Source organism: Mycobacterium mantenii (genome assembly GCF_010731775.1).
GTDB classification, from domain to species: domain Bacteria; phylum Actinomycetota; class Actinomycetes; order Mycobacteriales; family Mycobacteriaceae; genus Mycobacterium; species Mycobacterium mantenii.
The window spans coordinates 1,807,308-1,821,539 of record NZ_AP022590.1; the positions used below are offsets into that span (position 1 = coordinate 1,807,308).

Consider the following 14,232-nt stretch of genomic DNA (forward strand, 5'->3'; position numbering starts at 1 on the left):
CGATAGCAGGCCCATCTTGGGGCGCGACCGTATGGGCGCCGCGCCCCAAAATCGTGGTTTATTTCTGCGGGCGGGCCTGTTCGTTGGGCGCACCTGCGGGTGTGGTGGAGGTGATGGCATCAGCGCGGAAGGCCACGCCGCTGCGATCACCTTGAGCCCACGGAATGGCCACCAGACCCGACACCGATACTGCCTGTGTCACCGACACTTTCGGATCTCCTGCCACCGTCACGTTGAGCACTTCGCCGCCGGTGTCGTCCAACGCCAGCAGCTGCGCTGCGTACAACGGCACCCCGGTCGCGGTGTCGACTTTCGGGCTGCCGGTCTCGAAGTTCAACCGCGGCTCGGCAGCCCTGGTGACGATGAATCGCGTCCCCGATGTATCAATTCTCAATCGCATTGTCCTGCTATTCCTTTCGTGATCTGAATGCGCCCGATGAGGCGCTCGAATCAGTTCACGCGGACACCGCGGACGTTGCGAGGGACGTTTGCAGGCGTTGCCGACACGGCCCCAGACATTTCGGGCACGACAGGGACATAGCTGCCGACACCAGGCAGACATCACCGCAGCAGGGAGGCGCCAGCCCCATGGCAAACTAGGAACCACGCTAGTGATGGACAGGATCAACACCGAAAGACATGTGCTGAGACGATGGACGATCAGGACGGTTGCATCGACACCGCAGTGATCCCCAACGATCGCCTCACGCAACGGCTGCACGCCAAGGGGATGTCCCATGGGCGGTTCGCCACTGCGGTGGGCGTAGACGTCAAAACCGTGCGCCGGTGGCTAGCCAACACCAACTACAACGTCCGCCCCGATAATGCACGCCGCGCCGCCGACGTGCTCGGCTGCAGCCCGCACGACCTGTGGCCCAACCAGTTCCAACCCTTTACCGGACGCGCGCTGGCGACAAACTCGGGCGGGCCGTTCACCGCGACGCTATATCCCAGCCGCACGCAGTTACCGATCACCGCGTGGCAGCAGCATTTCGCCGGCGCAACCATCTGTATCGACATACTCGTCTTGGCTGCCACGTTCCTGTTCGACACGCTCGACGGATTTCTCGACACCCTGCTCGACGCCGCCGCCCGTGGCGTTCAGGTGCGATTTCTCATCGGCGACCCCGACACCGCCACCACGATCCTGCGCGGTGAGGAAGAAGGCATCGGTGAAGCCGTCATCGCACGGTGCCGCACCTCCGCCGAACTGCTCACTCCACACGCCAACTCACCGGGGCTGCACATCCGCACCCACGACACCACCCTATACACATCAACCTTCCGGGTCGACGACACTATGATCATCAACTTCCACATCTATGGCTCACCAGGACGCAACAATCCCGTCCTCGTGCTGTCCCGCCACCAAGAACCCCGACTCTGGGCCACCTTCGAACAAGCATTTGCCCGCGTTTGGGACAACGCCACCCCACTGCCAACGAAAGGCTGATCCTCAATGCGCACCGACTACTACAACGACCCCGAAGCTCCCCAGCCCAACAGCGTGGTCCCGTCCGCCTCGGCCATCGTCACCGACGAACAAGGCCGCATTCTGTTGATCAAACGCCGCGACAACACCCTGTGGGCGCTCCCCGGCGGTGGACACAACATCGGCGAAACGATCGCAGGCACCGCCGTGCGCGAAGTGAAAGAAGAAACCGGTCTCGACGTCGAAGTCACCGCCCTGGTCGGCGTCTACACCAACCCACACCACGTCGTGGCGTTCACCGACGGCGAAGTCCGCCAACAATTCTCCCTGTGCTTCACCACCACCCTGCTCGGCGGTGATCTGGCCATAGACCACGAAAGCACCGATATCGCCTGGGTCCACCCTGACGACATCCCCACCCTGGATATGCACCCCTCGATGCGACTGCGCATCGATCACTACTCACAGCACCGCGACAGTCCCTATCTCGGCTGACCCACGGGCGGTTAGAGCCAGTCCCGCATTCGCCGGACAGCGGCTAACAGCTCCTCGCGGCCCGCATCGACCGCGCGATGCACCGGATCCTCAGGCCCATAGCGAGCCAACACGTCGCTCAATCGATCATCGGCTGAAACGGGTGCCCCGTCCGACCCGGTCGTCAAATCACAAAACGTCAACGCATCCAGGACGTCGCTGGGCGGATCACTGAACTCTGACAACCCCTCTAGACCGCGCTCGGATGCCTCCACACGCGCTCCGGTATGAAACGCCACCAACGACGCAACCAGCTCCCCAAAGCCGGCCGATCGAACAAACTCCGCTCCATCGAGCGGATGAAAACCCGTCCGGCGCACCGACGGCGCATAGCCGATATCGTGCAGCCACGCCGCCGCCACCAAACAATCGGCAGTCTCTGCATCGAAATGGCGACCAAACTGCTGCGCTGCCGTCACCACGCCGCGCACATGCGCCAACCGCCCAGACTGCCCTGCCAACCGCGACTCAGCCTCGCGCCGTCCACGCTGCGCCAGAACCCCGCTCACACCCGCAAGCCTACGAGTCCCTCCGCCACGGCGCAGCTCACAGCCGACGCCGCGACACCGAGCGCAACGTCTGGCGAGCACGCCATGCGACGATTACCTGCGGGCTTCGCTCCGCTCCCTGGGCTCCCGTCCGCTGGCGCTCCCGTCCGCGCCGGTCGCTACGCTTCGCCCTCCGTCCGCCGCCACACCAGCCCGTCTACGACCAGTCAGAGCCCACACCTCAAGGGACCTCACGACCCCGGGGTCCCACGACAACCCAGAGCTCTCCTCGCTCCTCGCCGCCACAGCGAGCTCCCGTGGGCAGCAGGCGCGCAAACGCTCATACACCGGCCCCCGACCAGCGGTGTGAGAACTTTCTCTACTGGTATCAAGCGCCGCGACGCCGTGCGCGCCCGAATTGAGAAGGCGCTGCGCGAGCTGCGTAAGCACAACGCCACGATCACCGTCAGCAGCGTGGCCCGCCGCGCCGGGGTAACACGCAAGAGCATCTACCGCCGCGAGGACCTGCTGGCTCTCATCTACGCCCACCGCCCGGTCGTGGCCGTTCCCACGACCCACCACCGCCGGGGACCGAAACCAGCATCGTGGCTGCGCTGCGGCCCGGCTGACTGCCAAGGACACCCAGATCGCCGAGCTCAGGGCCGCACTGCGTGAACGCGACCAGACTATCGCTGCCCTGCACGGTGAACTCGATAGATTACACCGCGACGGGCGCGGCTAAAGCTAAACCCCAGCACGCCTGCGGCGCAAGCGAATCCCGCGCTCAACGGTGGCCTGTGCCATGTTCGGTCAAGAACATGTCGTAGGCGTGGGCAATGTGTTCGGGGGTGGCTTCGGGATGCTCACAGGCCACCACGGCCACCGCGTCCATCGTGCGGGGACCAAGACCAGATCGACCGGGGGGAGCGATACCCTTGGTGAGCGCGGCGTTCAACAAGCCCTGGAACCGTTGGCCCAGCTCAGTCAGCAGCGGCTCAGCGCACATCACCGACGATCCGGTGGCGACGTGTCGAGGTGGATGGCTGCCCAGAGCGGGTTGGTCGGAGGTCACACGGCGCTGCGTCGCGTTCTGCAGGGTGATAGCGCTCGTTGCCGTCGAGCAGTGCGCCCCACGTCGCCCGGGCGATGTGCACCGCGCGCTTTTCGCAGTCAGCCGTGGATTGGCCTTGGGCCAGGGCGACCAGCGCATCAGCCAAGCTGGTTAGGGGGATCGCGTGGCGTCTGGATGTTCGCGCTAACTCGATGAAGGCCTGGTTGAGGTGGTATCGGCGCAGCGTGATCAGTACGCCCTCGGCGGTGTCGAGGATCCGGTCGGCACTGCGGCGCGGATCTGGCGTGCTGTGATCGGTGCTCACGTTCCTCCAATCTGTGTTTCGCGGGTCAGGCGACGAAGCCCTGCTGGGTGTCGCACGTAACGCTTGCGGGTAGCAGCCCGTACAGCCACACCGGCTGCCGGTGCGCTTTGGCTGCTGCAATCGCATGTACTAGCCATCGAATCGTGGTGCCTCTCAGGGTGTTCGGCAGGCCGGGGCTGTGTTGCCCTGCGGAGTGGCTTGGACGCTGTGACGCTCGTCGCAGGCCGGCCGACGTGCAAGCCCGCCGATGCCTGCGCCGCGCCCGATGATTCGGAGTGTGATCACCTGGCGCGGCTGAGCAACGCCGGCACCGGGCCGGCAGGTGATCGCGACGAGTCATTGCTGCGGTTGGGGCACCACCTCAATAGTCAGTTCAAGTGCGGGCAGCAGATTGATCAGCTCGTCGAGGCTGAAAGTGTCGACATACCCGTTGAACAGAGCGGTCACTCGGGGCCCGGTGAGCCCCAAGATGAGGGCGGCTTGTGCTGCACTCAAGCGTTTTTCGCTGATGCGGCTGGTGATCGCGCTGATCACTGCGCACCGGGCGGCGTCAACACCCCCGCTGGCCGGGTCAGCCCCGCGGCCCCCATCGACACCACGATTGACGCGATGGGGTTGTGTGCCCGGCGTCTCGCTCAGGTCGTCGGGTGAGTCCACCGCCGCCCCCGAGCCCGAGGTGTTGCCCGCAGCGCCGGCGTCGGCACGCAAGGTGTGGGCTGGCGGGTCACCCACAAGATCCGTGGTCATCGGGTGCTGCGCTTGCCCGAGCGTGTCAGCGCGCCTGCGGGCAGGCGGTGCCCGATGGCCGCGCGCACCGTGTGCGCCGTGCTGCTCACCGGTTCTCCAAGGCCTGCGGAGGTGGTGCCTGCGGAGGTGGTGCCTGCGGAGGTGGTGCTCGATGGCACAGCATCGATAGCAGCCGGCGCGGGCCAGCCCGCCCAGGCAGCGAGGAGCATCAACCCTGCGAATCCGCGCCGGGGCGCTCCGCAGATAACCCCGCCGTGCTGCGGATCAGCATTGCCGGGTGCCCGCCCCGACACCTGCCCGACGGTGAATGCGGTGGCTCCCGGGCCATGACGGCAACCGGGAGCCGCCGCGGGTGAATGGCCTAAATTACGCGCTGCGACGCGTTGTGCAGCGATAGGACGCGCGTCCCAGCGTGCACCGATGGCGACGTGAAGCGATGCCCGACCGCCCCCGACCCCTGACTGCCCCACCATTACCGCCAGCTCAGCTGTAGCGCTACGCAGGCCGGGAGGGTGAACCGCGGCCCCATCGTTCCCGATCATTACCGTGGGTGATCTATGCGAGCCAACATAGCTTTCATATAGCATTGGTGTTAGGTTGAGGCAAGAGCGGAGTATCGACCGAAAGGGAGCGCCCATTGCCCAACGACCAGCGGCCACGTCCAGGGCGCGGGGTGTACGCGATCTCGGTCGCCGCCGAGCTCACCGGTCTGGATCCGCAGACCCTGCGTCTCTACGAGCGGCGCGGGTTGCTCACCCCGGCACGGACCGGCGGGGCACCCGCCGCTACAGCGATGACGACGTGGTGCGCCTGCAGCGCATCAGTGCCCTGGTCGCCGGTGGCGTCAACATCGCCGGAATCGCCCAGATCCTGGCGTTGCAAGACCTCAACGGTGAACTCGAGTCCGACCTCAGCCACCTCAGGTCCGAAAACGCCCGCCTGCGCCACACCGGCCCGGGCAATGAACACCTGGTGGCGACTCGAGGAAGGGGAGCCCGTCAGCGATGAGGATCAACGTCGAAAACTGTCAACTGCCCGACGATGTGCCCATCGGCGACGCCGTCGAACAGCAGCAGCCCGTCGACGCCGATACCGAGGACGGCCTCGATCGTGACCACCTCGCCGACCCCCTGTAGCGTGATGCCAACCCCATCGACGTCAGCGATCAAGCCATCATCGTTGCCTGGCCCGACGACGACCGCGACGCCGGCACCACTGGCTAGCCTGCGGCTAGCCCCGTGTCGGGGGGAACTGGATGAAATCTCTGTCTCCGCTAGTCGGGGCGCCGATGGGATGGGCGACGTTGCCGAGCAGGTTAGCGTGGACGCTGGCGAGCTTGCGGATTACCGCTGGACAGGCAGGACTTCCACCGGCAAAGCCTGGTGGATAAGCCGCCGGCGATGCTGTGGCTCTGGGCCCCCTGGTGCCCGATGTGCCAAAAGCGAAGCGCCCGTGGTCGGTCAAGTTACCGTTTCCCACCCGGCCGTGAACCGGTGCGATCGCATTGCGAAGATCCGACTCGATGCCTGAGTATTCAGGGGATGGCCAGCCAAGCCACGTCGATGCTCACGGTGCCGATCCGGGATCGCGCCGCGCTGCAGGCGGTCAATTTTTTCATGGCGGACATGGAAGCCGGCATGGGCCCGTTCCTGGGTGTCTTGCTCGCGAGCCGCGGCTGGACCACCGGGGCGATTGGCACCGTTATCACCTTGGGTGCGATTGTCGGCATGTGCACGGTGGCGCCCGCGGGGGCGCTGGTTGATGCCACCACCCGCAAACGCGCCTGTGTGATCGTAGTCGGTCTAGCGGCCGTGGCGGCTTCGGCGGTGATTTTGACGTCGCGGCAGTTTTGGGTGGTCGCCGCCGCGCAGTCTGTTATGTGCGTTTCCGGGGCGATGATCGCCCCGGCGGTGATTGGCATCACACTGGGCCTGGTGGGCCAGGCCGGGTTTATCAGCCAAAACGGTCGCAATCAGGCGTACAACCACGCCGGCAACATGGCCGGCGCCGCGATTGGAGGTCTGCTGGGCTGGGTGTTCGGATACGCCGGAGTGTTCTGGCTTGCCGCAGCCTTTGCGGTGGTCACCGTCCTCGCGGTGTTGAGAATCCCCGCCGGTCGCATCAACCATCATGTCGCGCGCGGCGAGATCTTGGCCGGCGAGCAGCCCCCGGTCAAACGACTACGGGTGTTGGTAAAGTCCCGGCCGCTGTTGGCGCTGGCCGCCGCCGTGATGCTGTTTTGGCTGGGTAATGCGGCGATGCTGCCGCTCTACGGGCTAGCCGTTGTCGCCACCCACGCCAACGCGTTCACCACCGTGGCCAGCACCGTCGTGGTGGCACAGGCCGTGATGATCCCCGCATCCCTGGCGGCCATGAGGATTGTGCAAACTCATGGCTACTGGCTAGCCATTCTGATCGCGTTCAGCGCCTTACCCATCCGCGCGCTCGTCGCCGCCGGAGTCATCACGACCTGGGGAGTGATACCGGTGCAAATCCTCGACGGCGTCGGGGCGGGCATGTTGTCCGTAGCGGTGCCCGGGCTGGTGGCCCGCATCCTCGACGGCACCGGCCACATCAACGTCGGCCAAGGCGCGATCATGGCCGCCCAAGGACTTGGGGGAGCTCTCAGCCCGGTGCTCGGCGGGTTCACCGCCCAAATATTTGGTTTTTCAGCGGCTTTCGTGATGCTTGGCGGATTGTCGATGGGATCGCTGGCCATCTGGCTCGGGTTCGCGCCCATGCTGCGTCGCACCGGCAACCACATCTCACTGGCCTCTGCCCCCGTCGAGGCGACGTGAGCGAGGGATCCAACCCGTCACGGGGAAGGTACGTGCCCGGCGATATGGTCCGGGGGCCCCATGGGGCTCGCGGGCACTGCCATGGAGGTGACACCCAGTGTGCGGTGGAGGGGAAGCCGAGAAAGCCTTCCGGGACAACACCGTTTCCCGCCGCGTCACATCCCTAATCCCGACCAGTTCTCATCCACCATCCCATCCGGTCCCGTGTCGGGGCGGTGAAAGCTGGGCTGCGGGGCGCTGCGATGGAGTTCCGCTCTGGCACACCGGTCGTTGCCCGTATCCGGTGCAGGGCCGCGCGCCGGCGGGCCTGGCGGCGTCTGGCAGCGGGCCGGTGAGAGCGCTAAAGTTGTTGGCGCACAGTAATTTTGCTGCCCGCCAGGGTGGCGGGCACCGAGTGTGACAGGAGGTGGATTGCTGTGTTGCGTTTCGATCCGTTCACTGATTTCGACGCTCTGGTGCGTGACGTGCTGGCCGGGCCGGTCGGGTCGAGCCGCGGTCCTCGGTTCATGCCGATGGACTTGTGCAAGATCGACGACCACTATGTGCTGACCGCCGATTTGCCCGGGGTCGATCCGGGGTCGATCGACGTCAGCGTGGACAACGGCACCCTGACGGTGTCGGCGCGGCGCACCGCCCGCTCCGAGGAATCGGTGCAGTGGCTGACCGCCGAACGGTTCTTCGGCGAATACCGTCGGCATCTGTGGCTGGGAGAGGGCATCGACGCCTCAGTGATCAGCGCGACGTACGAAAACGGGGTGCTCACCGTCAGCATCCCGCTGGCCGAAGGGGCCAAGCCGCGCCGCATCGAGGTCGCCCACGGCGCGGCACCACACGTCATCGAAGGCCAAGTCGTGCAATCACCCACAGAAACCGCCTAGGACGCTGGTTGCGGCACCCGCGGCGGGCAATACCCGCTGCGGGTCTGTGTGCGCATGTCGGGGGCGGCGTTGTGGCAGCAGCGAATCCACACCATCAGATGATTACGGATCAGGCGGTGCCGCGCACGGAGCGAGCGCGGCGATACCTGGGTCATGCTGAGGAGCTGAGCAGCTGCCAGTCCTCGGGCATCCGATGTATTTTGACCGTGTCACCCTCGGCTTCCAGATCGATGCTGGCGTCTCCCAGGCGCAGGTCGGTCAGCACGACGCGGCCCCACGCCTCGGGCAGATGCGGTGTGACCGCTATCTGGCGCGCCGGCACGTGCGGTTCGAGTCCCAGCAACGATCTGAGCAGCAGGACCGGCGCGGCGCTGGACCAGGCTTGCGGTGAGCACGAGGTGGGGTACGGGATCGGTGAACCGAACTGCGACCGGGGAAATCCGCAGTACAGCTCAGGCAGCCGGGTGCCGAACGCGTCGGCGGCATCCAGCAGGCCGTTAGCCAACCGGTGGGCTAGGACGTGGGCTTCGCGCACATGCGGGTAGCGCAGCAGCCCGGCCACCGCGATCGCGGTGTCGTGCGGCCAGATGGCGCCGTTGTGGTAGCTCATCGGGTTGTAAGCGCCCATCGTGGTGGCCAGGGTGCGCAGCCCGAACCCGCTATCCATCTCACCGGATGCCAGGTGTTTGACCAGCGTTGCGGCGTGCTCATCGGTGGCGATACCGGTCCATAGGCAGTGCGCGACGTTGCTGGTCAACGCATCGACGGGCTGTTTGCGCCGGTCCAGGGCCACCGCGTACCAGCCGCGCTGCGGCAACCAGAACGCCTCGAGGAACCGCGTGCGCAACGCCTGGGCGCGCTCGCGCAGCTGCCCGGCTCCCGTGGGGTCGTCGAATGCCTCGGCCAGCTCGGCGCGCGCCAGCAGGGCCGCGTAGTGATAGCCCTGCACCTCGCACAGCGCGATCGGCGGCTCGGCGGTGCGGCCGGTGGCGTCGTTGATGCCATCGAAGCTGTCTTTCCAGCCCTGGTTGATCAGGCCACGGTCGGTGGCGCGCTGGTACTCGATAAACCCGTCACCATCACGATCGCCGTAACGCTGGGCCCACGACAGCGCCGCATCAGCGGCCGGCAGCAGCGAGCGTACCACTGACGGGTCGGCGCCCCACCGCCACGCTTCGGCCAACAGCATCACAAACAGCACGGTGGCGTCGACCGACCCGTAGTAGACGGCGCCACCCAGCACGTCGGTGCTGGCCGGGCCGCGGCGGATCTCATGCATGATCCGCCCCGGCTCTTCCTCGGTGATCAGGTCCACCCGCCGGCCCTGCACCGCGGCAAGCTGCTGCAAGGTGCCCACCGACAATCCGACGTCCAGCGGCAACGCCATCCACGCGGTCAGCAGGCTGTCGCGGCCGAACAACGTCATGAACCAGGGCGCTCCGGCGGCCACGAACGAACGACCCTGACCGCTCTCGTCATGCATCAGCAGCGCGCCCAGGTCGCTTTCGGTTTGCCGCAGCACCTCGGTGAGCACGCGATGACCCGCCTCCACGGTGGTCGCGGTGTGCCGCCAGGCCTCCAGTTTGCGCGCCGGGGCACTGGACTGCAGGTTCTCGCCGCGACGGAATCGGGTTCGCACGGTGTTGTTGGCCCACGTCGGCTCGGCGAGGATCTCGGTGTGCCAGCGCTGGCCGGCAGCCACCACCACCCGCCAGGTCAGCCACCCCGGTGCCACCACCGGCTCCCCCGAGGCGGTCACCCGCAGGCCGCGGACCCGATCGCCCCACTCCAACAGCACCAGTTCACCGTCGATGGCGGCCACCTCGGCGCCACCGCGCGCCGCGCGGCCCTCCTTGACGGCGAATAGGTCCGCGAAATCGGCGTCGACGTGCAACTGCAACACCACCACGGTGGGTTCGTGGTCGAGGTTTTCCACCGAGATGGTCTCGCGCAACCCGTCGGCCACCAGCCGCTCCCGAACCAGCAGAAGTGTGCTGTCGGCCTGGCCGCCGCGCGGGGCGCGGCGCAACACGAATTGCGCGGCAAACCCCGCCGACGGCTGCACCGACAGCGGTTCGGGCGGCTGGCCGTCGACCCGAAGCTCCCACCGAGACAACACCCGCGCGTCGCGGAAGAACAACCCATGCGCGCGGCCCGCGACCACGTCGCCGAGACAATCGGACAGGCAAAACGTCGACCCCTCCACCAGGGTGACGGTGTCAGCGCCGGCCCCCAGACGCGCCGGCGCACTGGTGTTGAACGCCGCGGGCGCGTCACTCATGCGGTGACCATCTCATCCGTCGACTCACGCCGCCGGGATATCGGGTTGCTCGCCGCCCGAGTAATCTCTTCGCCGTACAGCAGCCGGCGATAGATCCGCTCGTAGCCCGAACCCAACTGCGCCACATCGAAGTTCGCCGCGACATGCCGACGACACGCGTGCGGGTCAAGACTGCCCGCCCGCTCGATCGCGGCCGGCAGCTCAGCCGGCTGCTCACAAATCACACCGGTGACTCCATCGATGAGAACCTCAGCCACCGCTCCGCCGCGCAACGCCACCACTGGCGTGCCACAGGCCATCGCCTCGATCATCACGATCCCAAACGGTTCCTCCCACTGAACCGGAAACAGTAAACACCGCGCACCGGCGAGCAGCTTGCGCTTGCTGACCGCGTCAGCCTCACCGAACACGTGATCGCTGCCGGTCAGCAGCGGACGCACCCGCTGATCGAAGTAGGCCTTCTCCGACGCTTCCGAGCACTTGCCCGCCAACACCAGCGGCACGCCCGCCTCGTGGGCGGCCTGCACGGCCAGGTGCGCACCCTTATACGGGGCGAAACGGCCCAAGAACAACGCATAGTCGCCCTTGTCGGTTTCAAACGGCCACTGCTCGACCTCCAGCGCGTTATGCACGCGCCCAACCCAATTCAGGTCCGGGGCCAATTCGCGCTGGCGATCGCTGATCGCCACCAACGCCACGTCTGCACCCAATCCGCGATAGTACGGGTACAGATCGGCATCAATGGGGCCGTGCACCGTCACCACCGTCGTCAAGCCCAGCCCCCGGTAGACGGGCACGTTGAGCACACCGGCAAAGGTGTGATCGTGCACGATATCGACGCCCTGATCCGCCGCGAGGTCCGCGACGGCGTTACGAACCTTCAATGCATGCATGACCTCCGGATAGGGCTCACCAAGCCGATCCGGAATCGTGCGATCCCACAACGACACAAACCGCGCCGCCGTGCCCGACTCACCAGCCCCCAACACCGTCACCTCATGCCCACGAGCAACCAAAGCATCCACAAGATCAGCAAGCACCGCCTCCACACCCCCATAGCCCTTCGGCGGAACGTCGAAATACGGCGGCGCCACCTGCACAATCCGCAACCGCCGGGCCCGACCATCGGGCCGAGAATGCGTCGACACACCCTGCACGAAATCGATGCTGCGCACTCGGATTTCCTCCTTTCCCAACATCCACAAGCGTTAGCACTTCGATTCCTTGAGTGCTAATTATGGCCCGCTGTGCACGCGCCCGCCACACACCCCAACCGTCACCGACACCCCGCCCGCCACACACACGACGACGGCCGCAACGAGGCCCGTTGCTGAGTGCCTAAAAGCCGAGCGCGATCACCACCGATCGCGAGACGAATCAGCGTTAGCCAGCACCACTCACGAGCTGGCGCCGCGGCCAAACCGGCTCTTCGTGATCGAGCGTGCACCGGTGGTTAGCGGAACGCTGGGGAAGGGTGTCGTGTCGGTGAGCTGAGGCGGGCCCTCGGTGGGTGACGATGCGGGTTCCTACACCAAGCTCCACCAACACCACCGAGGGGACCCGTTGCGCGAGGCCAATGCCTGCCCGCGCTCTGTTGTTGCCGACACGATCATGCGCACGATCGAGTTGGGGGTGACGATCACCGACGCCGCCGTCGACGACACCCAGACCACGATCTTCTGCACCCCCGTGGTGAGGAATCCGCGTTGTCCGGACTGTGGGCGCGACGGCAGGTATCGCGACACCGTGACGCGGCCATTGACCGACCTGCCTGTGGCCGGCCGCCGCCAACCAAAACACCGCGGGGTACCCGAACTGCCAGCCCAGCAGCCCCGACAGCGCAGCACCGGCCATATTGCCAGCGTGATTCCAGGCCTGGTCGCGACCGTTCTGGCCGGTGAACCCGGCCTGGCCCACCACACCAAGGGTGATGCCAATCACTGTCGGGGCGAGGTCGCGTCCGAAAGCCGGTGTAAAAGGGGGCCGGGCGTAGGTTCTGCTTCGAGACCGCCAAGTCATCGAAGTGAAAGGACCTACGCCCGTGCCTGCACGAGTATCACCGACCGATCGTGTTCGCGCCAAGATCGACGAGCTGTTCGCCTCCGATCGTGAGCTGCCCGACATCTTGGAGGAGGTGGCCCGCCTCGGCGCGCAGTTGCTGATGCAGGCCGCGCTGGAGGCCGAGGTGACCGAGTTCCTGGGCCGGGAGCGCTGCCAGCGCGCCGCCGCGGCACCGGATGCCCAGCCCGGGTCACGCAACGGCTATCAGCCGGTGACGGTCAAGACCACCGCCGGCCCGGTCACTTTGGAGCGGCCTAAGCTGCGTGACACGACCACCGCGTTCGCTTCGCGATTGTTCGGCAAGCACGTCACCAAGACCAACGCACTGGAGTCGCTGGTGATCGCCTCATTCGTGCGGGGGTTGTCGGTGCGCGATGTGGAGGCCACCCTGGCCGACGCGCTCGGTGATCAGGCCGCGATCTCGAAATCAACGGTGTCGAGGTATGCCAGGCGATCAAGACCGAGTACGACAGCTGGGCGGCGCGGAGGCTCGACGAGGTGGTGCTGGACTACCTGTTCTTGGATGCGTCGTTCTTCCGGATACATCCTGGCTCGCCGGCCGAGCCGGTCTTGGCCGGCTGGGGCATCACCACCGACGGCAAACCCGTCTTCGTCGGCCTGGCCCCTGGTGCCGGCGAGTCGACCGACGCCTGGGCCGATTTCTTGACCGACCTGCGCGACAGGGGCTTGGGGTGCCCGCTGCTGGTCATCTCCGACGGCGCGGCCGGCCTGATTGCCGCGATCGAGCAGGTCTTGCCGGCCGCGCTGCGGCAACGCTGCCTCATCCACCGGCTACGCAATATTCTGGTCAAGATCCCCGCCGGGATGCAGGCCGAGATCCGCGACGGCTACTGGGCCTGCTTTGACACCGCCGAGGTCAACACCGGGCCCGGTCCGCGCCTGGTCGAGCTCGTCGACGCCCGGCTGACCGCGTTCGCCGAGCGTTACGGCACCACGTATCCGGCGGCGATGAAGATCGTGCTGACCGATCGCGAAGGCCTGACCGCCTATCTGAGGTTCCCGGCCGAACACCATCACCGCATCCGCCACTCGAACTTCATCGAACGCACCTTCGGTGAAACACGGCGCCGCGCAAAGGTAATCGGCCGCTTCCCCGGAGAAACCAGCTGCATCAGCATCGCCTGGGCTGTCCTCGACCGCGCCTCCCGCGGCTGGCGCGGCCTCGCCATGACCCCCGCGGGGCTGCGTCAACTGCAAGACCTACGCCGCAGCCTGCTGCAACCACCCCGCCAACTGCGACCCCAGCACAACCAGGACTGCCCAAACAACACCACCGAAACCGCCAGCGCCACGGCGTCACATCAACCACCGAAGCCAGAACCTTCATCGGCCTCATTTACACCGGATTCCGGACGCCACCATCGTCACCCCAGCAATACACATGGCGGCCTGCGCAGCACCGATGACCCAAAACTGTCGCGCCGAGAGGATCAGCGCAGAGGCCGTCACCGTGCACGCGCCGACGGCGACGACACAGGCCCGCTTGCGCGTGGTCGCATCAACCAGCGCTCCCGCCGGTGCGACCGCGACCATGCCAACAATGGCACCCAGGGTGACCACCATACCGGTAGCGGCGGTGCCCCAACCACGACTCTGCAACACCACACCAAAAACGG

At 66.3% G+C, this 14,232-nt stretch carries 14 protein-coding genes and 2 pseudogenes; 7 read left to right on the forward strand and 9 right to left on the reverse strand.

The features are described 5' to 3' along the window. Window positions 1–58 precede the first annotated feature (58 nt). Window positions 59–400, reverse strand: coding sequence for a hypothetical protein (locus tag G6N50_RS08070; RefSeq protein WP_042911652.1), 342 nt, complete (start codon window positions 398–400; stop codon window positions 59–61). Between the two features lie 252 nt (window positions 401–652). Here G6N50_RS08070 and G6N50_RS08075 point away from each other — a divergent pair, with 252 nt between their 5' ends. Further along, window positions 653–1,453 carry a helix-turn-helix domain-containing protein gene (locus G6N50_RS08075; protein WP_042911651.1) on the forward strand — a complete coding sequence of 267 codons (801 nt, stop codon included), beginning with the start codon at window positions 653–655 and terminating at the stop codon, window positions 1,451–1,453. A 6-nt stretch (window positions 1,454–1,459) separates the two neighbouring features. Then, complete coding sequence (locus tag G6N50_RS08080) at window positions 1,460–1,927, forward strand: NUDIX hydrolase (protein WP_042911650.1); 468 nt, start codon at window positions 1,460–1,462, stop codon at window positions 1,925–1,927. 11 nt (window positions 1,928–1,938) lie between these two features. Here G6N50_RS08080 and G6N50_RS08085 read toward each other — a convergent pair whose 3' ends face one another. Beyond that, window positions 1,939–2,475 carry an HD domain-containing protein gene (locus G6N50_RS08085; RefSeq protein WP_042911649.1) on the reverse strand — a complete coding sequence of 179 codons (537 nt, stop codon included), beginning with the start codon at window positions 2,473–2,475 and terminating at the stop codon, window positions 1,939–1,941. 384 nt (window positions 2,476–2,859) lie between these two features. Here G6N50_RS08085 and G6N50_RS08090 point away from each other — a divergent pair, with 384 nt between their 5' ends. Next, window positions 2,860–3,129, forward strand: coding sequence for a hypothetical protein (locus G6N50_RS08090; protein WP_208859410.1), 270 nt, complete (start codon window positions 2,860–2,862; stop codon window positions 3,127–3,129). A 109-nt stretch (window positions 3,130–3,238) separates the two neighbouring features. Here the strand turns inward: G6N50_RS08090 and G6N50_RS08095 are convergent, their stop codons facing one another. From G6N50_RS08095 to G6N50_RS08105, 3 genes are all read right to left on the reverse strand, one after another. After that, the gene (locus G6N50_RS08095) at window positions 3,239–3,460 is read right to left on the reverse strand and encodes a hypothetical protein (protein WP_071509898.1); all 222 of its coding nucleotides are present in this window, start codon (window positions 3,458–3,460) and stop codon (window positions 3,239–3,241) included. Then, the gene (locus tag G6N50_RS08100; RefSeq protein ID WP_071509897.1) at window positions 3,450–3,830 is read right to left on the reverse strand and encodes an ANTAR domain-containing protein; all 381 of its coding nucleotides are present in this window, start codon (window positions 3,828–3,830) and stop codon (window positions 3,450–3,452) included. Before G6N50_RS08100 ends, G6N50_RS08095 begins: the two co-directional genes overlap by 11 nt. A 336-nt stretch (window positions 3,831–4,166) precedes the next feature. Beyond that, window positions 4,167–4,577 (reverse strand): XRE family transcriptional regulator, encoded by a 411-nt coding sequence (locus G6N50_RS08105; RefSeq protein ID WP_080691186.1) that lies wholly within the window; start codon window positions 4,575–4,577, stop codon window positions 4,167–4,169. A gap of 637 nt (window positions 4,578–5,214) precedes the next feature. Here G6N50_RS08105 and G6N50_RS08110 point away from each other — a divergent pair. Then, a pseudogene (locus tag G6N50_RS08110) lies at window positions 5,215–5,585 on the forward strand (MerR family transcriptional regulator). On the opposite strand, the gene G6N50_RS08115 reads toward G6N50_RS08110, so the two are convergent. Then, window positions 5,576–5,746: a hypothetical protein gene (locus G6N50_RS08115; protein ID WP_155250296.1), complete on the reverse strand. Its 171-nt coding sequence runs from the start codon at window positions 5,744–5,746 to the stop codon at window positions 5,576–5,578. The pseudogene G6N50_RS08110 and the gene G6N50_RS08115 sit on opposite strands and share 10 nt — an antisense overlap. Window positions 5,747–6,118: 372 nt before the next feature. On the opposite strand from G6N50_RS08115, the gene G6N50_RS08120 reads away from it, so the two are divergent. Together G6N50_RS08120 and G6N50_RS08125 are read left to right on the forward strand one after the other, a co-directional pair. Beyond that, the gene (locus G6N50_RS08120) at window positions 6,119–7,375 is read left to right on the forward strand and encodes an MFS transporter (protein ID WP_230493386.1); all 1,257 of its coding nucleotides are present in this window, start codon (window positions 6,119–6,121) and stop codon (window positions 7,373–7,375) included. 416 nt (window positions 7,376–7,791) lie between these two features. Next, window positions 7,792–8,253 carry an Hsp20/alpha crystallin family protein gene (locus G6N50_RS08125; RefSeq protein WP_042911648.1) on the forward strand — a complete coding sequence of 154 codons (462 nt, stop codon included), beginning with the start codon at window positions 7,792–7,794 and terminating at the stop codon, window positions 8,251–8,253. Window positions 8,254–8,404: 151 nt separating this feature from the next. Here G6N50_RS08125 and G6N50_RS08130 read toward each other — a convergent pair whose 3' ends face one another. The 3 genes from G6N50_RS08130 to G6N50_RS08140 form a co-directional block, all read right to left on the reverse strand. Next, window positions 8,405–10,534: an amylo-alpha-1,6-glucosidase gene (locus G6N50_RS08130; protein WP_042911647.1), complete on the reverse strand. Its 2,130-nt coding sequence runs from the start codon at window positions 10,532–10,534 to the stop codon at window positions 8,405–8,407. Next, window positions 10,531–11,709 carry a glycosyltransferase family 4 protein gene (locus G6N50_RS08135; RefSeq protein WP_372506962.1) on the reverse strand — a complete coding sequence of 393 codons (1,179 nt, stop codon included), beginning with the start codon at window positions 11,707–11,709 and terminating at the stop codon, window positions 10,531–10,533. The genes G6N50_RS08130 and G6N50_RS08135 overlap by 4 nt, the downstream gene beginning before the upstream one ends. Window positions 11,710–12,060: 351 nt before the next feature. Continuing rightward, on the reverse strand, window positions 12,061–12,279 hold the full coding sequence (locus G6N50_RS08140) for a hypothetical protein (protein WP_042911646.1): 219 nt from the start codon (window positions 12,277–12,279) through the stop codon (window positions 12,061–12,063). Between the two features lie 296 nt (window positions 12,280–12,575). Here G6N50_RS08140 and G6N50_RS29275 point away from each other — a divergent pair. Next, window positions 12,576–13,912: pseudogene (locus G6N50_RS29275) on the forward strand (IS256 family transposase); the annotation flags it as partial. Between the last annotated feature and the right edge of the window lie 320 nt (window positions 13,913–14,232).

Coding starts and splice junctions, on each gene's coding strand:
- G6N50_RS08070 (WP_042911652.1), bottom strand. CDS start 400: ATGCGATTGAGAATTGATACATCGGGGACGCGATTCATCGTCACCAGG.
- G6N50_RS08075 (WP_042911651.1), top strand. CDS start 653: ATGGACGATCAGGACGGTTGCATCGACACCGCAGTGATCCCCAACGAT.
- G6N50_RS08080 (WP_042911650.1), top strand. CDS start 1,460: ATGCGCACCGACTACTACAACGACCCCGAAGCTCCCCAGCCCAACAGC.
- G6N50_RS08095 (WP_071509898.1), bottom strand. CDS start 3,460: ATGTGCGCTGAGCCGCTGCTGACTGAGCTGGGCCAACGGTTCCAGGGC.
- G6N50_RS08105 (WP_080691186.1), bottom strand. CDS start 4,577: ATGACCACGGATCTTGTGGGTGACCCGCCAGCCCACACCTTGCGTGCC.
- G6N50_RS08120 (WP_230493386.1), top strand. CDS start 6,119: ATGGCCAGCCAAGCCACGTCGATGCTCACGGTGCCGATCCGGGATCGC.
- G6N50_RS08130 (WP_042911647.1), bottom strand. CDS start 10,534: ATGAGTGACGCGCCCGCGGCGTTCAACACCAGTGCGCCGGCGCGTCTG.